We start from the raw sequence: 23,042 nt of genomic DNA on the forward strand, positions 1-23,042 counted from the left end.
GGCGTTGACTGACGCAGACGGTGTTGGGCCGTACCACCCGGGAAAGCTCCGGAGCCAAGCCCTCCACCCTCCGCTTCGCCCGGACCCCGCGGAACGCAGGTACCACCCCTGTGACCGCTGTGCAGGTCCCGGCCATGCCCCTCCGGATTCTCCTCCTCCTGCCGGCACCGACCCGCCATCAACCGAGGAGAGCCGACGGTATGCAGCAGAACGACTTACGAGCCGGGAACATCGGGGGACCGCCGTGTCCAGGGCCGTGATCATCATCGCGGCCCTCGTCGCCGCGACGCTCGTCGCCGTGACGGCCATCCTCTTGGCCACGCTCGGCCACCGCCTGATCGGGCGTGGTCTGAAACGGCGCTTCGGCCCCGAGTACGAACGCCTCGTGACCCGCCACGAAGGTGACACCAAGGCCGCGGACCGAGAACTCGGCGCGCGCCTGAAGCAGCACGGTTCCGTCAGGGAACGGCCGCTTTCATCGGCTTCCCGGGAGCAGTACGCGGCCCAATGGGACGGGATCCAGAAGCGGTTCGTCGACTCCCCGCAGGAGGCGGTCGCCGAGGCCGACGCGCTGTTGGCACGGCTGGCGTCGGACCGGGGCTTTCCGGTCGGCGGGCCGTTCGAAGAGCGGCTCGCCGCGCTCTCCGTCCACCACGCGAAGCACGTCGACGGCTATCGCGGCCTGCACGGGGCCGTCCACGGCCGAGGCAGCACGGAGCAGAACCGCAGGGCCATGACCGGGGCCCGGAACCTCTTCGACGCCCTGGTCGCACAGCAGCCGGCCGACTCCGGCCGGCACCGTCCGCAGCGTCACCACGCCGAGGGAAGTGGCACGCGATGACGTACGACCAGGAACGCGCACGGCAATCCCCGGCCCGGACCCCGCTCCCCGGGCGGCTCGACCCTCGCGGGGGCCCGGCTCCTCACGCCCCACCCCTCGAAGGACCGCCCGAGGCCCGCACGGACACCCCGGTCCCGGTGTCACTGCTCGCGCAGAGCGACCGGGACAGGCTGATCCTGCACCTCCAGCACGCCCTCGGCACCTTCGTCCACAGCCCGCGCGAAGCGGTCGAGGAAGCCGACACCACTTTCGCCGAAGCCACCACCCGCGTCACGGCCGCACTCGTGGAACGCCGGCGCGCCATCGGCTCGACCCACCAGGCCCGCGGCACCGAAGCCGAGACGGAAGACCTACGGCTCGCCCTGCGCCAGTACCGGGAGATCACCTTGCGGCTGCTGCGCATGTGAGCGTCCCCGCTCCGGCCGGCCCCTGACAGCCGGCGGGAACGGCCCATCCTCCCCGATGAGCCGCCCCGCCGGCCTCTCGCCGTCACCGCACGAACGAAGCGTGCGCTCCCGGACTCCACCGCCCAGGGTGCTGCGGTCTGCCGGTTCCCAACTCCACACTCCACACCCCGGCGGCGGCAGAAGGGGCCGACCGGCCCCCAAGCAGGGGCCGGTCCTACCCTTCCCGCCTCTGGCCCCGTGAGCGCACGGTGTTCGGACATCGACTCAGCCGACGCATGCCGCAGCCTGCGGTTCGAAGGAGCACTGATGACGACCCCGTACCGGATCGCGGAGCTGGACGCGCACTGGCGTGCCGCGAACTATCTGGCCGTCGGCCAGATCTACCTCCTGGACAACCCGCTGCTCGCAGAACCGCTGCGCCCGGAGCACATCAAACCCCGGCTGCTCGGCCACTGGGGCACCGTACCCGGCCTGAACTTCGTCCACACCCACCTGAACCGGGTGATCAAGGAGCGTTCCCTGGAGGCCCTGTGCGTGTGGGGACCCGGCCACGGCGGGGCGGCGGTACTCGCCAACTCCTGGCTGGAGGGCACGTACAGCGAGATCTATCCGGACATCGGCCGTGACGAGGACGGGATGCGCAGGCTGTTCCGCCAGTTCTCCTTCCCCGGCGGCGTGCCGAGTCACGTCGCGCCGGAAACGCCGGGCTCCGTCCACGAGGGCGGCGAGCTCGGCTACTCGCTGGCCCACGCGTACGGGGCCGCCTTCGACCATCCCAGCCTGCTCGTCGCCTGCGTCATCGGCGATGGTGAGGCGGAGACGGGGCCGCTGGCCGCTTCCTGGCACTCGAACAAGTTCCTGGATCCGGTCCACGACGGCGCCGTCCTGCCGATCCTGCACCTCAATGGATACAAGATCGCCAATCCGACCGTGCTGTCGCGGATCCCCGAGGCGGAGCTCGACGCGCTGCTGCGCGGTTACGGACACGAGCCCCTCTACGTCTCCGGCGTTGACCCCACCCTCGTCCACCCGGCCATGGCCGGAGCCATGGACCAGGCCCTCGACCGCATCCACGCCATCCAGCGGGAAGCGCGGGCGGCAGGCACGGATCCGGGCGCTGAGCGCGCACGCTGGCCGATGATCGTCTTAAGGACCCCCAAGGGCTGGACGGGTCCCGCGACCGTCGACGGCCAACCCGTCGAGGGCACCTGGCGCGCGCACCAGGTGCCGCTCGCAGGTGTCCGCGAGAACCCTGAGCATCTGGGGCAGCTGGAGAACTGGATGCGGTCGTACCGGCCGGAGGAGCTCTTCGGCCCTGACGGCCGTCCGGTGTCCGCCGTACTGGCCTGCGTACCGGAGGGAGAGCGCCGCCTGGGCGCGAGCCCGTACGCCAACGGCGGCCGGCTGCTGCGCTCCCTACCCCTGCCCGGGCTCGCCACGTCGGCCGTCCCCGTGGAGAAGCCCGGAAGCACCCTGCACGAGCCGACCCGCGTCCTGGGCCGCTACCTCGCCCAGGTCATGAGGGACACCGCCGGACGGCGGGACTTCCGGGTCGTGGGGCCGGACGAGACGGCGAGCAACCATCTCGACGACCTGTACGACGTGACGGGCAAGGCCTGGCAGGGCATGACGCAACTCACCGACCAGAACCTGTCCCGGGACGGTCGAGTCATGGAGATCCTCTCCGAGCACGTGTGCCAGGGCTGGCTGGAGGGGTATCTCCTCACCGGCCGCCACGGTCTGTTCTCCACGTACGAGGCCTTCGCCCACATCGTGGACTCCATGGTCGGCCAGCACATCAAATGGTTGAAGAGCGCCCGCGAGCTGAGCTGGCGCGCCCCCGTCGCCTCCCTCAACTACCTGCTCACCTCGCACGTCTGGCGTCAGGACAGCAACGGCTTCTCCCACCAGGACCCCGGATTCGTCGACCACGTCCTCAACAAGAGCCCCGGCGTCGTACGGGTCTACCTGCCGCCGGACGCCAACACCCTCCTCGCGGTGGCCGATCACGCGCTGCGCAGCCGTGACCAGGTCAACGTGATCGTCGCGGGCAAGCAGCCCTGCTTCGACTGGCTGCCCATCGGAGAGGCCCGCGCGCACGTGGCTCGCGGCGCCGGCGTCTGGGAGTGGGCGGGGACCGACCACGGCTCCCGCGAGCCGGACGTCGTGCTCGCCTGCGCCGGCGACGTACCCACCATGGAGGTCCTGGCCGCCTCGGCCCTGCTCCGCGAGCACCTCCCCTGGCTGGCCGTCCGGATCGTCAACGTCGTGGACATCGCCCGGCTGATGCCCCACGAGGAGCACCCGCACGGCATGACCGACACCGAGTACAACGCCCTCTTCACCACCGACCGGCCGGTGGTCTTCGCCTACCACGGCTATCCGTGGCTGATCCACCGTCTCGCCTATCGCCGGACCGGCCACGCCCAGCTACACGTCCGCGGCTACAAGGAGTCCGGCACAACCACCACCCCCTTCGACATGGTCGTGCGCAACGACCTCGACCGGTATCGGCTCGTGATGGACGTCATCGACCGCGTCCCCGGACTCGCAGACCGCGCGGCGGCCCTGCGCCAGAGCATGTGCGACCAGCGGATCCGCCACCACGACTGGATCCGCCTCCACGGAACCGACCTGCCGGAGGTCGCCGACTGGTCCTGGCCCTACTGATCGCCCGCCCGGGGCGGCACGGGTGGGCCGTGTGGGTCGGGGAAGGTACCGAACGGCCCTTCCCGGGCCGGGCTCCATGGGCGGAGGGTGGAGGCGGACCCGAACGGAGAACCGCCATGAGCACCTCTTCCTTCCACCGGCTCACCTCCTCCCCCAATGTCTACTCCCGCGCCTTCTCCCCGGAGCACCGCGGCAGCCTGTCGGCCCTGGCTCACGAGGTGGACTTCCCCATCGGCACGCGCCTGTTCAACCAGGGCGGACACGCCGCCCGGTTCTGGGTCCTCCGGTCGGGCAACGTGGGCATGGACGTGCACGTACCCGGCAGGCAGGCCGCGGTGGTCGAGACCGTCGGCCCCGGCGAGCTCGTCGGCTGGTCCTGGCTGTTCCCTCCCTATACCTGGCACTTCGGCGCCGAGACCATGACGCCGGTGCGCACCGACGAGTTCGATGCCGCCGCCGTGCGCGAGCTGATGGACGCCGACCCCGCGCTCACCTCCGCGATGTGGCAGTGGGTGGGGCAGGTGCTCGCCCACCGGCTCGTCTCCGCCCAGATCCGGCTGCTCGACCTGTACGCACCCCACGGCAGCGGAAGCCGCATCTGAGACAATTGCTCCCAGACGTATCCGACCCGAGGGTGTGGCGTGGATGTCCGATGCACCAGCTGCTGCCCCGACGCCCATCCGGGTGTTCCTCCTCGACGACCACGAGGTCGTCCGGCGCGGGCTGCACGACCTGCTGGACTCCGAGCCGGACATCGAGGTGGTGGGTGAGGCGGCGACGGCCGCCCAGGCCCTCGCCCGGGGGCCCGCCCTGCGGCCCGACGTCGCCGTGCTCGATGTCCGGCTGCCCGACAGCGACGGCATCACCGTCTGCCGTGAGCTGCGCTCGCGCATGCCGGGCCTCGCCTGCCTCATGCTGACGTCCTTCGACGACGAGGAGGCCCTCCTCGACGCCATCATGGCCGGAGCGGCCGGATACGTCCTGAAGCAGATCAAGGGCTCCGACCTGGTAGCCGCAGTCCGGACGGTGGCAACGGGCCAGTCGATGCTCGACCCTGCGACCACCGCCCGCCTGATGAGTTCACTCCGGGACCCGACCGCCGGGAAGCCGCCCGGAGACAAGCGGCTGACGGTACTCTCCGAGCGAGAGCGAGCCGTGCTCGAGCTCATCGGCGAGGGCCTCACCAACCGTCAGATCGGCAAACGGCTCTTCCTGTCCGAGAAGACGGTCAAGAACCACATCTCGCGGCTGCTCGCCAAGCTCGGCGTCGAACGCCGCGTGCAGGCCGCCGTCATCGCCGCCGAGGTGCGCGAGCACGACGAATCCGGCCGCTGAGGGCCGAGCTCACCGGGAAGGTCGAATCGGGATCCGCCAGTCCAGTCGGGTTCCGCCACCGTCCGGGCGCGGCGAGACGGACAGCCCGCCTCCGCGGGCCTCGGCGCGCTCCGCGAGGTTGCGCAGACCGCTCCGACGGCCACCCTCCGCGACACCCACACCATCGTCACTCACCGTAACGACCAGCACGCCGTCCGCCAGGACGATCGCGACCTCCGCCCGCGCCGCCTGCGCGTGGCGGACCATATTGGTCAGGGCCTCTCCGAGCACAGCCACCACATCGTCGGCGACCGGCAGCGGCACATCGGTGTCGATCAGCCCCTCCATGCGCAGGGCGGGCGCGAAACCGAGCAGCGCCGCCGCCTCACCCACGGCCCGCACCGCGCGCACCCGGAGTCTCGGGGTACCGCCCGCCACCTCGTGGTCGCGGAGTCCGAAGATGGTCGTGCGGATGATCTTAATCGTCTCGTCCAGGTCGTCGATCGCACGGTCCAGCCGCTCGGAGGCCTCCGGATGCTCCACGAAGCGCTGGGCGCTCTGCAGGGTCATCCCCGTCGCGAAGAGCCGCTGGATCGCCAGGTCGTGCAGATCGCGGGCGATCCGGTCACGGTCTGCGAGCAGGCTCACCTGCTCGCCGTCCCGGCGCCGGTCGGCCAGCTCCAGCGCCAGGGCCGCCTGCCCCGCGAAGCCGGGCAGGGGCGCGACCTCGGCCGCGGCGAACGTCTGCCGCCCGGTACGCCGCGCAAGCATCAACACCCCCCGCAGCTTCGCCTTGGTACCCACCGTGACGGCTACGGCCGGCCCGAAGCCTGTCCAGACGTCCGGCTGCGCCGCGACCCGGGCGTCGGTGGCCACATCGGCCAAGGTGACCAGTCCGTCCCGCGCCAGGACGACCGCGGCCAGGATCCCCTCGCTGCCGGGCAGCACGATCCCGCGGTGCGCTTCGGCTCCCTCGCCCAAGGCGAGCGAGCCGCGCAGCTCGCCGCTGGGCCCCACCTGGTAGAAGACGCACATCTCGGCCGAGATGATGTCCCGTGCCCGCTCCAGCATGCCCTCCAGCACCTCGATCTCGGATGAGCCCGACAGCAGCGCGCTCGTGAAATCGGAACTGGCCGCCAGCCAGCGCTCCCGGAGCCGGACCCCCTCGTACAGACGGGCGTTGTCCACGGCGACGCCCGCGGCAACGGCGAGGGTGGACAAGACCCCCTCGTCTTCCGCGTCGAAGCCCTTCCCGCCCCGCTTCTCCGTCAGGTAGAGATTGCCGAACACCTCGTCCCGGACCCGGATCGGTACGCCGAGGAAGGAGCGCATCGGCGGGTGATGCTCGGGAAAGCCGGCAGAGGCCGGGTGCTCCGAGAGGTCTCCCAGGCGCAGTGGCCGCGGGTGCCTGATCAGCTCGCCCAGCAGTCCGTGGCCGGTAGGGAGGGGTCCGATCCGCGCCCGGAGCTGGTCACTGATACCCACCGGGAGAAACTCGGCGAGTTTTTCGTCGTCCCCGACCACGCCTAGCGCGCCGTACTCCGCGTCCACGAGGACGACCGCGGCCTCCACGATCCCGCGCAGAACCTGGGCCAGGTCCAGCTCCTGCCCCAGCGACATGACCGCCTCCAGCAGGCCCGTCAGCCGGTCACGGGTACCCCGCGCGTCACTGATCTCCGCCTGGAGCGCGTCCAGCCTCGGCTGCGGAATCCGGCCCGCCGACGCATCTCGATCGTCCCCGACCATGGACACCTCCGGCGGCGGCGAGGGGCTCTGCGCACCCGCCCGGACTTCAGCGTAGTCCTCCGCCCGCCGGAGGGCCGGTTCAGGTGCCGGGAACCGAGGACGACCATGCAGGCATGTCTGGACGTCCCGCAGAGCACCGGTGCCGGGTAGCCGCCGCGCAGGACGGTTGCCAATTCCGTCTCGGGGTGGCACCCACGTGCCGAGACCGCGGCTTCGTCGGCGGCCCAGGCCAGGGGCATGAGCCACCCCCTGGCGGGATCGATCCCCACCGCGATGTCCCGCCCTTCCGCGGTGTCCGTCATGACGCGACACTCCGCTGCTCCTCACCGTGTCGCGGAATGAGCTCCACGGGGCAGTGCGAGTGGTGCAGAAGACTGTGCGTCGTACGTCCCAGGGTGGGCCCGAAGTACCCGGGCGATCGCCGTCCTCCCATGACGAGCAGTTCCGCATGGCGTGATGCCTCGACCAATACCGAAGCCACCGACACGCTCTTTTCCGCGTCGGTGTGCACCGTCAACGCGGGGAACTCCTCGCGTACGCGGTCGGCGACCGACTCGAGGCTGCGGACATGGCGGCCGGCGAACTCCTCGACGTCGTCGAGCATGGTGACCACCGTTCCGGCGGACTGGAGTACGTTCCACACGATCAGCAGGCGCAGCGTTGCTTCGCGCAGCTCTGCTTCGCGAGCGGCGGGGCGCGCGCAGTCGAGGTCGTACTCGTCCCGAACCGCGGCAAGCACCACGCCGCTCTCGGCAAGGTTCTCGCCGCCGCGCACCACGATGACGGGGGTAATGGCGGCTGCCGCGATCCTCAGACCGACCGAACCCAGCCGCAGCGACTCGAAGCCACCCAGCCCGCGGTGACCGACCACAGTGGTGCCGTACCTCGCTCCCACTCGGTGCAGACCGGAGACGGGGTTCCGGCGGCTGTACTCCGTGGTGACGTGGAGAGTCGGGAAACGCTCCGAGACCGCATGCGAGGAATGGGCCGCAGGGGTCAGTCCAGGGACCGAAGGTCCCTTGCCCTCTACGCACCGCCTCATCGACCGCACGCCGCCGGGGACCGGTCAGTCCTGGCACAGGGCCCGTTCGGCCCTCGCACCGCAGGCGGACGTGGCGGATGGTGGCTGGTGAGGGCGCTCCGCACGATGCGCTCACTGGCCGAAGCCGACAGGAGGGCCGCAGATGAAGCACGCCAAGGTCGGCTTCCTGATGACCGACGAGGTCGTCTCGGTCGTCGGGAGGACTCCGTGCGCGGATGTGGCCGCGCTGCTCGTCGAACACGACATCAGCGGCGTGCCGGTCCTGGACGCGGACGAGCGCGTCCTCGGGGTCATTTCGCGGACCGATCTGCTCGTCCAAGACCGCCTCACCGCTCAAGACTTGATGACCGCGCCGGCCGTCACGGTCCACGCCGAACAGACCGTCACCGAGGCCGCCCGCCTCATCACCCGACGCGGCGTAACGCGGCTGCCTGTCGTCGACGAGGAGGACCGTCTGGTGGGCATCGTGACCCGACGGGACCTGCTCCGCGTGTTCCTCCGCCCTGACCACGAGATACGCCGCGTGTTGGTCGAGGATGTGCTGGCGGACACGATGGGCATCGGTGCCGATGCCGTGAGCGTGCGTGTCGTCGACGGGGTCGTCACCTTGGACGGCCGACTGTCCAAGAGCAGCCAGATTCCCGTCGCGCTCCGGCTCGCCGGGCAGTTGGACGGCGTGGTCGCGGTCATCGACCGGCTCACGGCCCACTCCAACGACACCCGCACCCTCACCCGGACCGCTCCACCGGACCGCAGCACCGAAGACGTTCCCCGCTGATGCAGGATGTGGACCGTTCGGCCCCTGCCCGCCCCACCCGCACCGCGCGACCATGGAAGCGAGGCAGGCTCGCGGCCCCTGGTCACACCGGTGCCGAGCCCTGCAGACGGACCCGGGTCATCCCCTTGCTCCGCCACCGCACTTCGTGAGGAGCATCTTCATGGAAGTCCTGGTCTTCGCGCTGATCGCCATGGCCGTGGTTGCCCTGATAGGGCTGCCGATGGCCCTGAAGATCGTCAAGCAGTACGAGCAGGGCGTGCTGTTCCGCTTCGGCCGGCTCACCGGGACCCGCGCGCCGGGCCTGCGGGTCATCGTGCCGTTCGCGGACGTCCTGCACCGGGTGTCCTTGCGGATCGTCACCATGCCCATCCAGTCCCAGGGCATCATCACCCGGGACAACGTCAGCGTCGACGTCTCCGCGGTCGCCTACTTCCGCGTCGTGGACGCCGTGAAGTCGGTCATCGCGATCGAGAACGTGGGCGCGGCCATCAACCAGATCGCGCAGACCACCCTGCGCAAGGTCGTCGGGCAGCACACCCTCGACGAAACCCTGTCGGAGACCGACCGCATCAACCTGGGCATCCAGGAGATCCTCGATGTCACCACCGCCGAATGGGGCGTCGAGGTCACCCTGGTCGAGCTGAAGGACATCCAGCTGCCCGACAGCATGAAGCGCGCGATGGCCCGCCAGGCCGAGGCCGAACGGGAGAAGAGGGCCAAGATCATCAATGCGGAGGGCGAATCGATGGCCGCCGCCGCGCTCGGCGACGCCTCCGACACGATGATGGCCCACCCGCTCGCCCTGCAACTGCGCAACCTGCAGAGCCTGGTGGAGATCGGTGTCGACAAGAACACCACCGTGGTCTTCCCCGCACCGCTCATGAGCACCATCGGCGAACTCGGCGCCTTCCTCGCCCGCGAAACCTCGGCGGCAGCCGTGGCCGCCACCGTCCAGGCACCGCCCATCGCGGAGCTCGCCGCGAAGATCCCCAGCCCTCCCCTGCCGAACGGAGCAACCAAGTCTGTGTAACTGACAGTTGGTACCGCCGTGTGGAGGGCATCCTCCGCGCGGCGGTGCCGGCTGCGGTGCGGCGCGCTCAGTGGGTCGCCGCGAGTTCGGCGCCGATCCAACGGGCCTCGGCGCGGATCCGCTGTGCGCTCATGGGCCTGCCTCCCTACTGCTTTCTCAGTACGGCAGGACGCGCCACGACGGCGTGCGCAGGTCGAGGGGCAGGGGACGGTGCGGCCGTGGCCGGGGTGCCGAGATCTGGATGCGAGGCATGGCGGATCACCTCTTCGGGAGCGGAACCGGAAGGGGTCCGCACTCCAGAGTCACCCCGTGGGACGTTGACTTGGCAGGGCCGACGGGACCAGAGGAGGGGGCCGACCGGCCCCCACATCAGCACTGTTGCCGTCACGTCTTCTGAACGCGCGACGGGTTCGATACGGCCAGGTCGTCGTGGCGCGGACCGCCCAGTACGACGACCTTCAGCGCGCCCGTCTCACCGGCGTGCGAGAACACCTCGTACGCCTCTTCCATCCGTCCCAGCTCGAAACGATGGGTGATCAGCGGCGAGGTCGGCAGCCGGCCGGCCGCCAGCATGAGTAGCAGCATCGGCGTGGAGCAGGTGTCCACGAGCCCGGTGGTGATGGTGACGTCCTTGATCCACAGGTCTTCGAGGTGCAAGGTCGCCGGCTTGCCGTGGACGCCGATGTTCGCGACCCGGCCGCCCGGTCGGACCATGCGGGTACACATCTCGAAGGCCTCGGGCATGCCGACGGCCTCCATGACGACGTCCGCACCTAGACCGTCGGTCAGGTCGCCCACCAGCATTTCCGGTTCCTCGGCGGCGTTCACGACCGCGTCCGCCCCCAGCTCGCGGGCCCTCGCCAGCCGGGACGGCTCGAGGTCCACGGCGATGACACGGGCCGGCGAGTAGAGCCGCGCCGTGGCGATGGCCGCGAGTCCGACGGGTCCGGCGCCGACCACGACAACGGTGTCCCCGGGCCGCACGTTGCCGTTCAGCACTCCCACCTCGTAGGCGGTGGGGAAGATGTCCGCGAGCAGGACGGCGTCGGCGCTGTCGACCGTGCTCGGCAGCGGGTACACGGAAAGGTCGGCGAACGGTACACGGACGTATTCGGCCTGGGTGCCGTCGATGGTGTGGCCGAGCACCCAGCCGCCTCCCCCGCGGCACTGTCCGTAGCGGCTCTCCCGGCAGAACCGGCACCGGCCGCACGAGGAAATACAGGAGACCAGCACCCGGTCACCGGGCCGCACCGAGCGGACGTCACCGCCGATCTCCACCACCGTGCCCACGGCCTCGTGACCGAGCACCCGGCCGGGAGTCACCTCCGGCAGGTCCCCCTTGACGATGTGCAGGTCCGTACCGCAGATGGTCACGGCATCGACGCGCACGATCACGTCGGTGGGATCCTTGAGGGCAGGATCCGGCACCTCCTGCCACGCGGTGCGCCCCGGACCCTGGAAAACGAGTGCCCTCATGACGCCGCCTCTCTATGTCTCCCGTGCCCCGTTCGGCAAAGGTCACTTCATACTGTCCCCGCCGCTCGGCTCCCGGACAGGGCCGGACGGTCCCGTACACGGGACTGACAGGCCCGTCCGCCCTTGCCGTGGACGTGTGATGGTGGTTGGCGGGGTCTCCTTCACCGGAGGACGGCCGCCGATCTCCGGGGCAACACGGGGAACCTTTTGCTTTCTCATCGAGGACCACGCCATGACCTCCAGTCCGCATCTCGTCCGCGACGTGATGACGAGGCAGTACCGGTCATCGAAGGCAAGGGCACCAGCAAGGTCATCGGTGTGGTCTCGGAAGCCGATCTGCTTCCGAAAGAGGAGTTCCGCGATCACGACCCCGGTCTCATCGAGCAAATGCGGCGGCTGGGTGACACGCTGAAGGCCGGCTCGACCCTGGCCAAAGACCTGATGGCGACCCCGCCGTCACCGTTCGGCCCGACACCTCCCTGGCCCAGGCGGCCCGGCTCATGGCGGAACGCACATCAAACGACTCCTGGTCGTCGACCCGGCCGGCACCCTCCAGGGCATCGTCAGCCGTACCGATCTGCTCAAGGTGTTCTTACGCCCGGACAGTGAACTCGCGGACGAGATAAGGCGCGAGGTGGTCGGCCGGCTGTTCCCGCTCGCACAGCACCGGGTGCGGGTCGATGTCCACCACGGCGTGGTCACCCTCTCCGGCGGCATCCTCGACGCATCGCTCATCCCGGTGGCAGCACGTCTCGCACGCGCCGTGGAAGGCGTGGTCGACGTCAACTGCGCCCTGACCACGTCGGCCGCGCAGACTGCCGGAGCATAAATCCTCGGCCTCAACGAAAATACCTGGTCAGAACCCCTTTGGATCTCCGCGCCGGAGTAGGGTGGAAATACCGGGAGTATTTCGCGCATCGGATGCAACTCAGGTGTCATTTCCGGCGATCAATACGCCGGGCCGTCGAACTGTGAGCGGCCCGGGGACAGGTCTCCACCATGACCGTCATCCTGGAACGCACCACACCTGCCGCGCCTCCCGCTGCCGCGCCCGTGGTCCAGCCGGAGTAGTAACCCCAGGCATCGCAGTGCCAGATCTCCACAGCCGCCCCCGGAACGGGGGCGCACGATTCGGTGGTGTCCTGCACCGTCAGCCGCACGGTGAGCGGAACACCCTTCTTGCCCTCAGCAATGTCCTTGCGCACCAAGGCGCCGTCCAGGTAGTGCGGCCCCTCGGTCACATTGGACATCAGCACGCACTGCCCCAACCCCAAGGACACCGCACCCGATGAGGAGGGGGAGGAAGCCGCGGTGCTCCGGACGGAGCTCCCGCAGCCGACCAACCCAGCTCCGGCCGCGCCGACGGCCGCGCCGCCAAGAATCAGTACTCGTCGCCTGTTCATGCTGTTTTCACCCATGTCCGGCACGCTAGGCGACCTCTCCAGGCGCGGACTGTCCTTGACCTGTGGCCCGGCTGTGGACTCACCCTGCCGCTACCGCGAACTTGAGTACGCCTACTCATGCCGGCCCGTACCAGCCCGGAGGAGCATGGGCCGTCCGGACGTGCGGACGGGAGGCGGGGGCATGGGTAGGTCTCTGGGGGTGGCGGCAGCAGTCGTGGTGGCGGTCGCGGCACTGATCTTCGCCTACGTGGCGGGGGCACCGCCCGCGGTGGTGTTCGCCGTCGGGGCCGGCGCGCTCAGCCTCCTGTGGCTGCTGCTCCTGCTCACGCTGCCCTGGAACCTGTACTTCCGCGCGCACGCGGTGCTCGCCGAGATCGCGGTGAGCCGCGAGAAGGGCATGGAAGTCTCCCCGGCCCGGGATGCCGAGGCCGCGCGCATCGCACGCACGATGCTCCGCGCGGCGATCGCGGGCCACATCCTCACGGCAGCGGCCGTCTTGGCGGCCACCTGGGCGACGGACGAGTTCACGGGCTACTGGTTCGTCGCGTTCTTCCTGCTGAGCACCTTCTTCCGGCCGGCCGGTGCCTACTTCGGCCAGCTCCGGCGGCGCCTGGGCGCCCTCCTGAAGGACGTCACGTACCCGAGGGACGACGTCGTCGAACTGCACAAGCGACTGAACCGCGCCGAGGCCGGGACACAGGCCCTGGAGGAGAAGGCCGAGGAGCAGTACCGGGCCCTCGCCGAACTGCGCCGCACCGTGGACGCGCTGGCCATGAGCACCTACGAGCGGACCGAGGAGACGAACCGCAGGATCACCGCGCTGGGCAGGGAGTTCGAGTCCACGGTGAACCGCCTCACCGACAACCAGGAGATCATCGCGGGTGTGAAGGCGTTCCTGCGCCTACTGCGTTCCACCGACGCGGCCCATGACACCCCGGCCTCCTCGTAGCGTGTCGCCGGCACGCTCCCGGCGACGCGTAGCGGGCTACGCCGATTCGCGGCGGACCAGCTCCGCGGGCAGGATGACTGCGGCCGGCTCCTCCCCCGCTATGCCAACATCGCCGGGTGCTTCTTGTGGCCCCGCCGCCGTGACCCATCAGGACCAGGGGCGCGCCATCGGCGCCGGAAGCCGGCGATCAGAGAACTCCGGGGACCTCGCCCAGGGTGAAATCGCGCTCGAGCATGCCGTTCGACGACGACTCGGCGGTGAACCGCAGAGAGTGCACAGGTGTTGCCTTTCGGAAGTGCCTTGTTGTCGAGGCGCGCCTTGACGGCCTCGCCCAGGGTCGGGTGGGCGTGGACGTTGCGGGCCACCTCGTGGACGGTGAGGTCCCATTGCTGGGCCAGAGTCAGTTCGGGAAGCAGTTCGGTGACGTCGGGGCCGATGAGGTGGCCGCCGATCAGCTCGCCGTACTTGGCATCGCTGATCAGCTTCACGAATCCGGTGGTGTCGCCGAGGCCATGGGACTTGCCGTTGGCGGTGAAGGGGAACTTGGCGACCTTGACGTCGTAGCCGAGCTCACGGGCCTGGGCCTCCGTGTAGCCGAAGCTCGCGATCTGCGGCTGGCAGTAGGTGGCGCGAGGGATCATCGCGTAGTCGAGTTCCATGGTCTCGGCATCGGCGATCGTCTCGGCCGCGATCACCCCCATGGCCTCGGCGGTGTGGGCGAGCATGAGCTTCGCGGTCACGTCACCGATGGCATAGATGTGCGGGACGGAGGTGCGGCAGCGGCCGTCGACCTCGATCGCGCCGCGGTCGGTTACGCGCACGCCCGTGTGCTCCAGGCCGTACCCGGTGACGTTCGGTGCGAAGCCGATCGCCTGGAGGACCTTGTCGGCCTCCAGGACCTTCGGGGTGCCGTCCTTCCCGGTGACGGAGACGCGGACCTGGGGCCCGGACTCGTCGATGGCGTCGACCCGAGTGGAGGTGAGGACCTCGATGCCCAGCTTTCGGTACTGGCGGGCGAGTTCGGCGGAGACCTCGGCGTCTTCCAGCGGAGCGACACGGTCCAGGAACTCGACGATCGTGACCTTCACACCATAGTTGTGCAGTACGTAGGCGAACTCGATGCCGATGGCACCCGCCCCGGCGATGACGATGGACTACGGGAGGTCATCAGCGAGGATCTGCTCCTCGAAGGTCACCACGCGCGCGCTGCGCTTGGTACCGGGCAGCAACTTGGGGGTCGCGCCGGTGGCGATGATGCACTGGTCGAACCCGATGGTGCGGGTGTTGCCGTCGTAACCGGTGACCTGGAGGGTGCGCGGGTCGAGGAAGGTGCCGCGGCCGTCCACCTCGGTGATCTTGTTCTTCTTCATCAGGTAGTGGACCCCCTTGACCCGGCCGTCGGCGACCGCGCGGCTGCCCGGGAAGCCTCGCCGTAGTCGAAGGTGACCTCTCCCTCGACCTTGATGCCGAAGGTCTTCGCCTCATGGGTGAAGATGTGGGCCAGTTCCGCGTTGCGCAGCAGGGCCTTGATCGGGATGCAGCCCACGTTCAGGCAGACACCTCCCCAGTACCTCTCCTCCACGACGGCGACACGCTTGCCCAGTTGGGCGGCACGGACGGCGGCGACATAGCCCCCGGGCCCGGCTCCGAGTCGGATGTCCTCGGCCAGGCTGGGGTGGCTGTCCCACAGGCCGAGCAGAAACCGTCCGGGGAAGCCCCCCGCCCAGATCCCGACGCGTCCGAGGCCGGGGATGCCGGCACTCATGCGTCCTGCCCTGCGGTGCCCGTGGAGTCCAGGAGCACGGCGATCCGCGAGGCACCGGTTCGCTCCAGCCACGTGCCGAAGTCCATCGCGGCGGGGTGGATTTTCCGGGTGGCGGGAATGTCGGCGCGGTAGCCGAGGGCGTTGAGCCACTCGTTGGCGTAGGCGAAGTCTTCGCTCAGGGACCGGATACGAGGCACCGGACTTCGCCGGCGTCATGGTCAACGCTGGGTAACCAGCACCGAACCAGCACGGGAGCCGGGACCACACCCCCGCAACAGGCGCAACTCTGCAATTCCGGCAGTGCTTGCCCACCCCCTCCAGAAGGGGCCCAAGGAATCGGTTCAGGTCGTGTGGTGGTTGGGCACATCTGGATGTGCTTGATTGTGATGACCGGCCACATATGCCGTTGACCTGTGGACTTCTACGTTGTGGCCACACCGACGTCCCCGCAGACATCCTGGAAGTGGTTCACATGGCCCCCACCGCAGCCGACCCGCAGGCTCCGTCCGGCATCCGAAGGATCGTCGCCGCAAGTCTCGTCGGGACCACCATCGAGTGGTACGACTTCTTCCTCTACGGCTCGGCCGCCGCGCTGGTGTTCAACAAGCTCTTCTTCCCCTCCAGTGACCCGCTGGTCGGGACCCTGCTGGCCTTCCTGACGTACGCGGTCGGGTTCGCGGCCCGGCCGCTGGGCGGTGTCGTGTTCGGCCACTTCGGCGACCGGATCGGCCGCAAGAAGCTGCTGGTGATCAGCCTGCTGATGATGGGCGGAGCGACCTTCGCGATGGGCCTGCTGCCGACCCATGCCTCCATCGGCGTCGGCGCTCCCGTCCTGCTGACCCTCCTGCGGCTGGTCCAGGGCTTCGCCCTGGGCGGCGAATGGGGCGGCGCCGTCCTGCTGGTGTCCGAGCACGGCGGCGACAGGAGCCGCGGTTTCTGGGCCTCCTGGCCGCAGGCCGGCGCTCCCGGCGGCAACCTGCTCGCCACCGGTGTGCTGGCACTGCTCGCCGCGGTCCAGTCCGACGAAGCCTTCCTCGCCTGGGGCTGGCGCGTGCCTTTCCTGCTCTCCGGCGTCCTGGTCGTCATCGGCCTGTGGATCCGCATCTCGGTCACCGAGTCCCCGGTCTTCCTCGAAGCCCGCGAGAAGGCCGCCGAGCAGGCGGCGGCGGGCGTCAAGAACGAGGCCCCTGTCGTCGAGGTGTTCCGCAGGAGCTGGCGCGAGGTGCTCACCGCGATGGGCACGCGCTTCGGCGAGAACATCTCGTACTACGTCCTCACGGCGTTCCTGCTGGTCTACGTCAACGTCCACCTCCAGCTCCCGAAGAGCGAGGCCCTCAACGCGGTGCTGATCGGCTCCGCGGTCCACTTCGTCACCATCCCGATGTGGGGGGCGCTCTCGGACCGGCTGGGCCGCCGCCCGGTGACCCTGATCGGCGCACTCGGCATGGCCGGCTGGGCGTTCGCCTTCTTCGCCCTGCTGGACTCCCGGTCCTTCCCCGCCATCGCCTTCGCGGTCACCGTCGGCCTGCTGTTCCACGGCGCGATGTACGGCCCGCAGGCCGCCTTCATCTCGGAGATGTTCGACACCAGGGTCCGTTACTCCGGCGCCTCGATGGGCTCCCAGCTCGCCTCCATCGTCGGCGGCGCGCTCGCCCCGATCATCGCGGTGGAGCTGCTGAAGGAGTACGGGACCTCCACCCCGGTCTCCCTCTACCTCTGCCTCGCGGCGCTCGTCACCGCCGTGACCGTCTGGGTGGCCAGGGAGACCCGCGGCCGCGACCTGGCCGTGGACGGGAATCCGTCCGCCGCCGCGGAACCGGGCCACAGGCTGCGGGACTCCGAGCCGATCGGCAGCTGATCCCCGTATGCTCCCCGCCGTGACACCACCAGGCACCCAGCACTCCCACACCGCCGTACGCCGGCTGCTCGACCTGCTGGCCGAGGGCGCACCGGCCGAGGACTACGCCCGTCCGGCCGCCGAGGCCCGGGATGCCGGTGCCCCGGCGGGCGAGCTGGCCGACATCGCCGAGGCCACGGGGGTGGCCCTGCGGATCCGGCGGACCCTCGGTCAGCACCGTCGGCGCGAGGCCGAGCTGACGGCGCTGTTCGACACGGCGAGCGACCTGGCCGCGCTGCGCGAACTCGACGCCGTGCTGCGGGCGATCGTCCACCGGGCCAAGCTGCTGCTCGGCACCGACGTCACCTATCTCTCCCTCAACGACGAGGCCGCGGGCGATACGTACATGAGGGTCACGGACGGCTCGGTCGCCGCCGCGTTCCAGCAGGTGAGGCTCGGCATGGGCGAGGGTCTCGGCGGCCTGGTCGCCCAGACCGCCCGTCCGTACGCCACGGGCGACTACCAGGCCGACTCCCGCTTCCACCACACGTCCGCCATCGACGGCGCGGTCGGGCAGGAGGGGCTGCGGGCGATCCTCGGCGTGCCCCTGCGCGTCGGCGCGCGGATCATCGGCGTGCTGTACGCGGCGGACCGCGCTCCCCGGGAGTTCTCCCCGGAGGAGGTGGCGCTGCTGTCCTCGCTGGCCGACCACGCCGCCATCGCGATCGACGGCGCCCGGCTGCTGGAGGAGACCCGGGCGGCCCTGGCCGATCTCAACTCCGCGTCCGAGACCATCCGGGCCCACAGCGAGGACGTGCGCCGGGCGGAGCGGGCCCACGACCAGCTCACCGACCTCGTCCTGCGCGGTGGCGGGGCCGACGAGGTGGCCGCCGCCATCGCCGCCATCCTGGACGGCGCCCTCGTCATCCACGACGCCCACGGGGCCGAGCTCGCCAGGGCCGGAACCGGGCCGGTGCCCCCGCCCGCCGAGGCCGTGGAGGCCTCCCGGGCGAGCGGCCGGGCCGTGCCGCAGGACGGGACCTGGGTGTGCGCGGTACTGGCCGGTCCGGAACTGCTGGGCAGCCTCGCCCTGACCGGGCGCGCCGGCCTGTCGGACACGGACCGGCTGCTGTTCGAGCGCGCGAGCGTCGTGACCGCGCTGCTGTTGTTGCTGCGCCGGTCCGTGGCGGAGACCGAGGACCGGGTGCGCGGCGAACTCCTCACCGACCTCCTCGCCCTGAGTACGGACCCGGGCGCCCTGGCGGCCAGGGCCCGGCGCCTCGGTGTGGACTTGTCCCGGCCGCACTCCGTCTTCGTCATGCACGGCGACGTGGCCTCCCGCCACCGCCTCCTCGCGGCGGCCGCCCGCACGGGTCCGGCGCGGGGCGCTCTTGCCGGGATCCACCACGACCACGTGGTGCTCGTCGCGCCGGTCGGGGCGCCCGGCCCGACCGCCAAGGCGCTGGCGATGGAGCTGAGTCAGGCCGTGGGCTCCCCGGTCACCGTCGGCGCCGCGGGCCCGGCCACGGGGCCGGCGGGGCTGTCCGGCGCGCACGGTGAGGCGCACCGCTGCCTGTCCGCGCTGCGCGCGCTGGGCCACATCGGGCGGGGCGGGGACGTGTCCGAGCTCGGTTTCGTCGGCGTGCTCCTCGGCGATCAGGCGGATCTGGTGGGGTACGTACGGAACACGCTCGGTCCGCTGCTCGACTACGACGCCCGGCGCGGCACGGACCTCGTCCACACCCTGGACGCGTACTTCGCGCAGGGCACGAGCCTGAGCAGGACGCGGGCGGCGCTGCACGTCCACGTCAACACCGTGGTGCAGCGCCTGGACCGGGTCGGCCGGCTCCTCGGCGAGGACTGGAACTCCCCGGCGCGCACCCTGGAGATACAGCTCGCGCTGCGGCTGCACCGCCTCACGCACGGGCTCTGAGGAGGCCGGATCCGAAAGAGACCGCCTACAGGGTGGCTTCCGGGGCGGGCCGGGAGACGATCAGGCGGGCCAGTCCGTCCAGGACGCGCTGGAGGCCGAAGGTCCAGATCGTCTCCGGGTGGTATCCGCCGACCGCACTGCCCACGCGGCCGGCGAGCGGGTAGCGCTCCGGGTCGAGGGCCCGCTCCAGCAGGGGTTCGCTGACGGCCCACCAGTCCTTTTTGCTCTGGCGGCTGTTGTGGGCGGCATCGTCGGCGGCGGCCAGCGCGTTGGCGTGGACGAAGCCGAGGAGGTGGGTGAGGGCGGCGTCCATTCGGTGTGCGAGAAGTGCGAGGGCAGGCGGTTCACCGCGGAGGTCCTCACCGACCGGCTGCGCGGCAGGAACATCGGCGAGGTCCTCGACATGCCGGTGCCGGAGGCCCACGCCTTCTTCACCACCGGCCAGGCCCGGGCCGTCCTCGGCCGCCTCGGCGACGTGGGCCTCGGGCACGCGGGCGGCGAGGTCGTCTTCGAGGGCACCCCGGCGCGCCTGGTGGCCGAGGCGGACACGCTGACCGCCCGCCACCTGCGGGAGTACGTCTCCGTCTCCGGCTAGGACCCGGCGCAGGCCGAGAACGCCGTACGCCTTATGCGTACGGCGTTCGCACGTGCGTTAGGCTGGTGGCATGCCAGCCGACGAGAAGCAGCAGAGCCCCGGCGCGTCCGCCGCCTCCCCGGTCCCCTCCGTCTGGACCCGCCCGCGCCGCAAGGAGCAGCAGCCGGCGCTCAGCCGGGACCAGATCGTCGCGGCGGCCGTGCGCATGCTCGACGCCGACGGCATCGAGGCGCTGAGCATGCGCAAGCTGGGCACCGGCATGGGGGCCGCCGCCACCTCCCTCTACCGGCACGTGGCCAACAAGGACGAGCTGATCGAGCTGGTCGTCGACGAGGTCTACGGCGAGCTGGAGGTGCCGGAGATCACCGACCCCGGGGCGTGGCGCGAGGCCCTCGCGCGCAGTGGTCACAGCCTGCGCGACATGGTCCTGCGCCACCCCTGGGTGGCCTCCGTCCTCGGCCAGGTCGGGCTGGCGTACCTCGGCCCGAACCTGATGCGCCTGTCGGAGCGGATGCTGCGGCTGGCGCGGACGGCCGGTTTCCCGTCCGGCGAGGCGGAGCTCGCGATGAAGGCCGTCATCTCCTACGTCATCGGCGCCACCATGAGCGAGGCCTCCTACCTCTCCCTCCTCGCCCGGAGCGGGCAGAGCGAGGCGCAGTGGCTGGAGTCGCTGCTGCCCGCGGCCCAGGAGGCCTTGGAGGAGCACCCGTTGACGCACGAACACGCCGCGACGAAGCACGGCATGGACCCGGCGCGGATGCGCGAGGAGAATTTCGACTACGGGCTCCAGCGGGTCCTGGACGGCCTGGAGGTCCGGCTCGGCGGCGGCTGAGGTCCGGCTCAGCCGCGGCTGAGCCCGCCTTCGGGCAGGCGCAGTTCGCGGCCCTCCCCGAGCGGGGCGAAGAACCGCTCCACGTCCGCGCCGGACACCTCCGCCAGGTCGGCCGGCGACCAGCGCGGCCGGCGGTCCTTGTCGACGACCCGGGCCCGGATGCCCTCGACCAGATCGGGCGAGCGCAGGGCGTGGCAGGACACGCGGAACTCCTGGGCGAGCACCGGCTCCAGGGAGCCGAGGGCCGCGGCCCGGCGCAGCGAGGCGAGGGTGACCTTGAGCGCGGTCGGGGACTTGGCCAGGATCGCCTCGGCGGCCTCCTTGGCCGCAGGCACGCCCTGGGCGAGCAGCCGGTCCACGATCTCCTCGACGGTGTCGGCCGCGTAGCAGTGGTCGATCCAGGCGCGCCGCTCGGCGAGTTCGCCGGGCGGCGGCGCCTCGCCGTACCGGGGCAGCACCTCGTGCGCGGGGGCCGTCGCGAGGTCCGCGGTCAGCTCCGGCAGGCGGTCGGCCGGTACGAAGTGGTCGGCGAGCCCGCACAGCAGCGCGTCGGCGGCGCCCACGGCGGCGGCGGTGAGCGCGAGGTGCGTGCCGAGCTCCCCGGGGGCCAGGGACAGCAGGTGGGTGCCGCCGATGTCGGGGACGAAGCCGATGCCGGTCTCGGGCATGGCGACGCGGGAGCGTTCGGTGACGATGCGGACGGTGCCGTGGGCCGAGATCCCGACGCCGCCGCCCATCACGATGCCGTCCATGAGGGCCACGTACGGCTTGGGGTAGCGGGCGATACGGGCGTTGAGCCGGTACTCGTCACGCCAGAAGTCCGCCGAGGCGACGCCCCCGGCCTTGGCGTCGTCGTGGATGGCGCGGATGTCCCCGCCCGCGCACAGCCCGCGCTCCCCGGCCCCGCGGATCAGGACCTGGTGGACGGCGGGGTCCTCCGCCCACGCGGCGAGCGCCTCGTCGATCCGCAGCACCATGGGGTGGGTGAGGGAGTTGAGGGCCTTGGGGCGGTTGAGGGTGACCACCCCGGTCCGGCCCTCGACGTGGAGCAGGACCGTGCTGTCGGTGCTGTCGGTGCTGCCCGTGCTGCCGGAGTTCCCGGCGGTGTCGTCTTCGCTCTTCACAGCGATCAGTATGTCCGCGACGTAGGGTCGGCGGTATGCGGAAGATCATCCTCATGTCGATGGTGTCCCTCGACGGGTACATCGAGGGTCCCGAGCAGCAGATCGACTGGCACCATGTCGACGACGAGCTGCACCAGTTCCTCAACGACGAACTCCGCCGGATGGGCGCCTTCCTGAGCGGCCGCGTCACGCACCAGCTGATGGCGGACTACTGGCCGACGGCCGACGCCGACCCGGAAGCCAGTGGGCCCGAGGCCGAATTCGCCGGGATCTGGCGGTCCATGCCGAAGTACGTGTACTCGCGGACCCTGCGGGAGGCCGACTGGAACACCACGGTGGTGCGGGACGTCGTACCGGAGGAGGTCGCCGCGCTCAAGGCCGCCCCCGGCGGGGACCTGGTCCTGGGCGGGGCGGACCTCGCCGCGTCGTTCCTGCGCCACGACCTGGTGGACGCCTACACCATCCTCGTGCACCCGGTGCGGATCGGCCGCGGCAAACCGCTCTTCCCGCCCGTCGACAGCGGCACGGTACCGCTGCGCCTGGAGGGCACCCACACCTTCGGCAACGGCGTCGTGCTCCTGCGCTACGGCCGCCCGTAGGCTCCCCGGCATCCGCCCGGCCCCGGAGCCGGCCGACCCGGAGCACGTCCGTGTCAGTACCTCGTCTTCGGAGATGTCCCGTGCAGCAACCCCCCGACGGAGGCCCCGTGACCGACGACCCGAACCGCCTCACCCTCGGCGAGGACACGGCCCTGGTCCTCATCGACCTCCAGACGGGCATCCTGGGCATGCCCATCGCCCGGCCCGCGCCCGAGATCCTCGCGAAGGGGATCGCGCTCGCCGAGGCGTTCCGCGCCCACCGGCTGCCCGTGGTCCTCGTCAAGGTGGCCTGGTCCCCCGACGGCGGCGATCTGCCCACCTCCAACGTGGACCGCCCGGGTCCGGCCGCCGCCCCGCCCCCGGCGTTCTCCGAGATCCCCGCCGAGCTCGCCGCCCTCGGCGACGCGGTCGTCACCAAACGGCACTGGGGCGCCTTCACCGGTACCGAGCTCGACCTCCAGCTGCGCCGCCGCGGCATCCACCGCATCGTGCTGGCCGGCATCTCCACCAGCGCGGGCGTCGAGTCCACCGCCCGTACGGCGTGGGAGCTCAGCTACGACCTGGTCTTCGCGGAGGACGCCACCGCCGACACCGACGCCGACTCCCACGCCCACACCTTCGGCAAGATCTTCCCGCGCATCGGCAAGGTCAGCAGCACCGACGAGGTCATCGCGGCCCTGCGGTCCCCTTCTTAGGCCGTG

Annotated in this window: 21 protein-coding genes and 3 pseudogenes; 15 read left to right on the plus strand and 9 right to left on the minus strand. The window is 70.7% G+C overall.

Going from position 1 to position 23,042, the window contains the following annotated elements:
• The first annotated feature begins 244 nt into the window (after positions 1 to 244).
• From ACFYZ4_RS05095 to ACFYZ4_RS05115, 5 genes are all read left to right on the plus strand, one after another.
• The gene (locus ACFYZ4_RS05095; protein ID WP_351288423.1) at positions 245 to 841 is read left to right on the plus strand and encodes a hypothetical protein; all 597 of its coding nucleotides are present in this window, start codon (positions 245 to 247) and stop codon (positions 839 to 841) included.
• Positions 838 to 1,248, plus strand: a complete 411-nt coding sequence (locus tag ACFYZ4_RS05100; protein WP_351586375.1) for a hypothetical protein — start codon at positions 838 to 840, stop codon at positions 1,246 to 1,248. Before ACFYZ4_RS05095 ends, ACFYZ4_RS05100 begins: the two co-directional genes overlap by 4 nt.
• Positions 1,249 to 1,554: 306 nt before the next feature.
• Positions 1,555 to 3,918 carry a phosphoketolase gene (locus ACFYZ4_RS05105; RefSeq protein WP_390783094.1) on the plus strand — a complete coding sequence of 788 codons (2,364 nt, stop codon included), beginning with the start codon at positions 1,555 to 1,557 and terminating at the stop codon, positions 3,916 to 3,918.
• 116 nt (positions 3,919 to 4,034) lie between these two features.
• Positions 4,035 to 4,520 carry a cyclic nucleotide-binding domain-containing protein gene (locus tag ACFYZ4_RS05110; RefSeq protein ID WP_351288417.1) on the plus strand — a complete coding sequence of 162 codons (486 nt, stop codon included), beginning with the start codon at positions 4,035 to 4,037 and terminating at the stop codon, positions 4,518 to 4,520.
• Positions 4,521 to 4,563: 43 nt separating this feature from the next.
• Positions 4,564 to 5,253: a response regulator transcription factor gene (locus ACFYZ4_RS05115; protein WP_351288415.1), complete on the plus strand. Its 690-nt coding sequence runs from the start codon at positions 4,564 to 4,566 to the stop codon at positions 5,251 to 5,253.
• Positions 5,254 to 5,262: 9 nt separating this feature from the next.
• Here ACFYZ4_RS05115 and ACFYZ4_RS05120 read toward each other — a convergent pair whose 3' ends face one another.
• On the minus strand, positions 5,263 to 6,978 hold the full coding sequence (locus ACFYZ4_RS05120; protein ID WP_351288413.1) for a GAF domain-containing protein: 1,716 nt from the start codon (positions 6,976 to 6,978) through the stop codon (positions 5,263 to 5,265).
• A gap of 298 nt (positions 6,979 to 7,276) precedes the next feature.
• A complete protein-coding gene (locus ACFYZ4_RS05125) occupies positions 7,277 to 7,849 on the minus strand; it encodes a universal stress protein (protein WP_390783095.1) in 573 nt (190 codons plus the stop codon).
• A gap of 313 nt (positions 7,850 to 8,162) precedes the next feature.
• Here ACFYZ4_RS05125 and ACFYZ4_RS05130 point away from each other — a divergent pair, with 313 nt between their 5' ends.
• Together ACFYZ4_RS05130 and ACFYZ4_RS05135 are read left to right on the plus strand one after the other, a co-directional pair.
• Positions 8,163 to 8,798, plus strand: coding sequence for a CBS domain-containing protein (locus tag ACFYZ4_RS05130; protein ID WP_351586383.1), 636 nt, complete (start codon positions 8,163 to 8,165; stop codon positions 8,796 to 8,798).
• A gap of 160 nt (positions 8,799 to 8,958) precedes the next feature.
• Positions 8,959 to 9,828 (plus strand): slipin family protein, encoded by an 870-nt coding sequence (locus ACFYZ4_RS05135; RefSeq protein WP_390783096.1) that lies wholly within the window; start codon positions 8,959 to 8,961, stop codon positions 9,826 to 9,828.
• A gap of 384 nt (positions 9,829 to 10,212) precedes the next feature.
• Here the strand turns inward: ACFYZ4_RS05135 and ACFYZ4_RS05140 are convergent, their stop codons facing one another.
• Positions 10,213 to 11,304, minus strand: coding sequence for a zinc-dependent alcohol dehydrogenase family protein (locus tag ACFYZ4_RS05140; RefSeq protein WP_390783097.1), 1,092 nt, complete (start codon positions 11,302 to 11,304; stop codon positions 10,213 to 10,215).
• A gap of 273 nt (positions 11,305 to 11,577) precedes the next feature.
• On the opposite strand from ACFYZ4_RS05140, the pseudogene ACFYZ4_RS05145 reads away from it, so the two are divergent.
• A pseudogene (locus ACFYZ4_RS05145) lies at positions 11,578 to 12,133 on the plus strand (CBS domain-containing protein); the annotation flags it as partial.
• Positions 12,134 to 12,239: 106 nt separating this feature from the next.
• Here the strand turns inward: ACFYZ4_RS05145 and ACFYZ4_RS05150 are convergent.
• A complete protein-coding gene (locus ACFYZ4_RS05150; RefSeq protein WP_390783098.1) occupies positions 12,240 to 12,722 on the minus strand; it encodes a hypothetical protein in 483 nt (160 codons plus the stop codon).
• Between the two features lie 166 nt (positions 12,723 to 12,888).
• Here ACFYZ4_RS05150 and ACFYZ4_RS05155 point away from each other — a divergent pair, with 166 nt between their 5' ends.
• Positions 12,889 to 13,656, plus strand: a complete 768-nt coding sequence (locus ACFYZ4_RS05155) for a hypothetical protein (RefSeq protein ID WP_384341342.1) — start codon at positions 12,889 to 12,891, stop codon at positions 13,654 to 13,656.
• A 107-nt stretch (positions 13,657 to 13,763) separates the two neighbouring features.
• Here the strand turns inward: ACFYZ4_RS05155 and ACFYZ4_RS05160 are convergent.
• The 3 genes and pseudogenes from ACFYZ4_RS05160 to ACFYZ4_RS05170 all read right to left on the minus strand — a co-directional run.
• Positions 13,764 to 13,933: pseudogene (locus tag ACFYZ4_RS05160) on the minus strand (alpha/beta hydrolase); the annotation flags it as partial.
• Between the two features lie 40 nt (positions 13,934 to 13,973).
• Positions 13,974 to 15,325: pseudogene (lpdA, locus tag ACFYZ4_RS05165) on the minus strand (dihydrolipoyl dehydrogenase); the annotation flags it as partial.
• Between the two features lie 92 nt (positions 15,326 to 15,417).
• Complete coding sequence (locus ACFYZ4_RS05170) at positions 15,418 to 15,618, minus strand: hypothetical protein (protein ID WP_351288401.1); 201 nt, start codon at positions 15,616 to 15,618, stop codon at positions 15,418 to 15,420.
• A gap of 275 nt (positions 15,619 to 15,893) precedes the next feature.
• Between ACFYZ4_RS05170 and ACFYZ4_RS05175 the strand changes: the two genes are divergently transcribed.
• Both ACFYZ4_RS05175 and ACFYZ4_RS05180 read left to right on the plus strand, forming a co-directional pair.
• The gene (locus ACFYZ4_RS05175; RefSeq protein WP_390783099.1) at positions 15,894 to 17,279 is read left to right on the plus strand and encodes an MFS transporter; all 1,386 of its coding nucleotides are present in this window, start codon (positions 15,894 to 15,896) and stop codon (positions 17,277 to 17,279) included.
• A 7-nt stretch (positions 17,280 to 17,286) separates the two neighbouring features.
• The gene (locus ACFYZ4_RS05180; RefSeq protein ID WP_390783100.1) at positions 17,287 to 19,191 is read left to right on the plus strand and encodes a helix-turn-helix domain-containing protein; all 1,905 of its coding nucleotides are present in this window, start codon (positions 17,287 to 17,289) and stop codon (positions 19,189 to 19,191) included.
• Between the two features lie 25 nt (positions 19,192 to 19,216).
• Here the strand turns inward: ACFYZ4_RS05180 and ACFYZ4_RS05185 are convergent, their stop codons facing one another.
• The gene (locus ACFYZ4_RS05185) at positions 19,217 to 19,504 is read right to left on the minus strand and encodes a TetR/AcrR family transcriptional regulator C-terminal domain-containing protein (RefSeq protein WP_390783101.1); all 288 of its coding nucleotides are present in this window, start codon (positions 19,502 to 19,504) and stop codon (positions 19,217 to 19,219) included.
• Between the two features lie 3 nt (positions 19,505 to 19,507).
• On the opposite strand from ACFYZ4_RS05185, the gene ACFYZ4_RS05190 reads away from it, so the two are divergent.
• A complete protein-coding gene (locus ACFYZ4_RS05190; RefSeq protein WP_390783102.1) occupies positions 19,508 to 19,786 on the plus strand; it encodes a hypothetical protein in 279 nt (92 codons plus the stop codon).
• A 70-nt stretch (positions 19,787 to 19,856) separates the two neighbouring features.
• A complete protein-coding gene (locus ACFYZ4_RS05195) occupies positions 19,857 to 20,618 on the plus strand; it encodes a TetR/AcrR family transcriptional regulator (protein ID WP_390783103.1) in 762 nt (253 codons plus the stop codon).
• Positions 20,619 to 20,626: 8 nt separating this feature from the next.
• On the opposite strand, the gene ACFYZ4_RS05200 is transcribed toward ACFYZ4_RS05195, so the two are convergent.
• Positions 20,627 to 21,742 carry an enoyl-CoA hydratase/isomerase family protein gene (locus tag ACFYZ4_RS05200; protein WP_390783104.1) on the minus strand — a complete coding sequence of 372 codons (1,116 nt, stop codon included), beginning with the start codon at positions 21,740 to 21,742 and terminating at the stop codon, positions 20,627 to 20,629.
• 35 nt (positions 21,743 to 21,777) lie between these two features.
• On the opposite strand from ACFYZ4_RS05200, the gene ACFYZ4_RS05205 reads away from it, so the two are divergent.
• Positions 21,778 to 22,341, plus strand: coding sequence for a dihydrofolate reductase family protein (locus ACFYZ4_RS05205; RefSeq protein ID WP_351288391.1), 564 nt, complete (start codon positions 21,778 to 21,780; stop codon positions 22,339 to 22,341).
• Positions 22,342 to 22,448: 107 nt separating this feature from the next.
• Positions 22,449 to 23,036, plus strand: a complete 588-nt coding sequence (locus ACFYZ4_RS05210; RefSeq protein ID WP_351288389.1) for a hydrolase — start codon at positions 22,449 to 22,451, stop codon at positions 23,034 to 23,036.
• Positions 23,037 to 23,042: the final 6 nt, after the last annotated feature.

Source organism: Streptomyces sp. NPDC001513, from assembly GCF_042894695.1.
Lineage (GTDB): Bacteria > Actinomycetota > Actinomycetes > Streptomycetales > Streptomycetaceae > Streptomyces.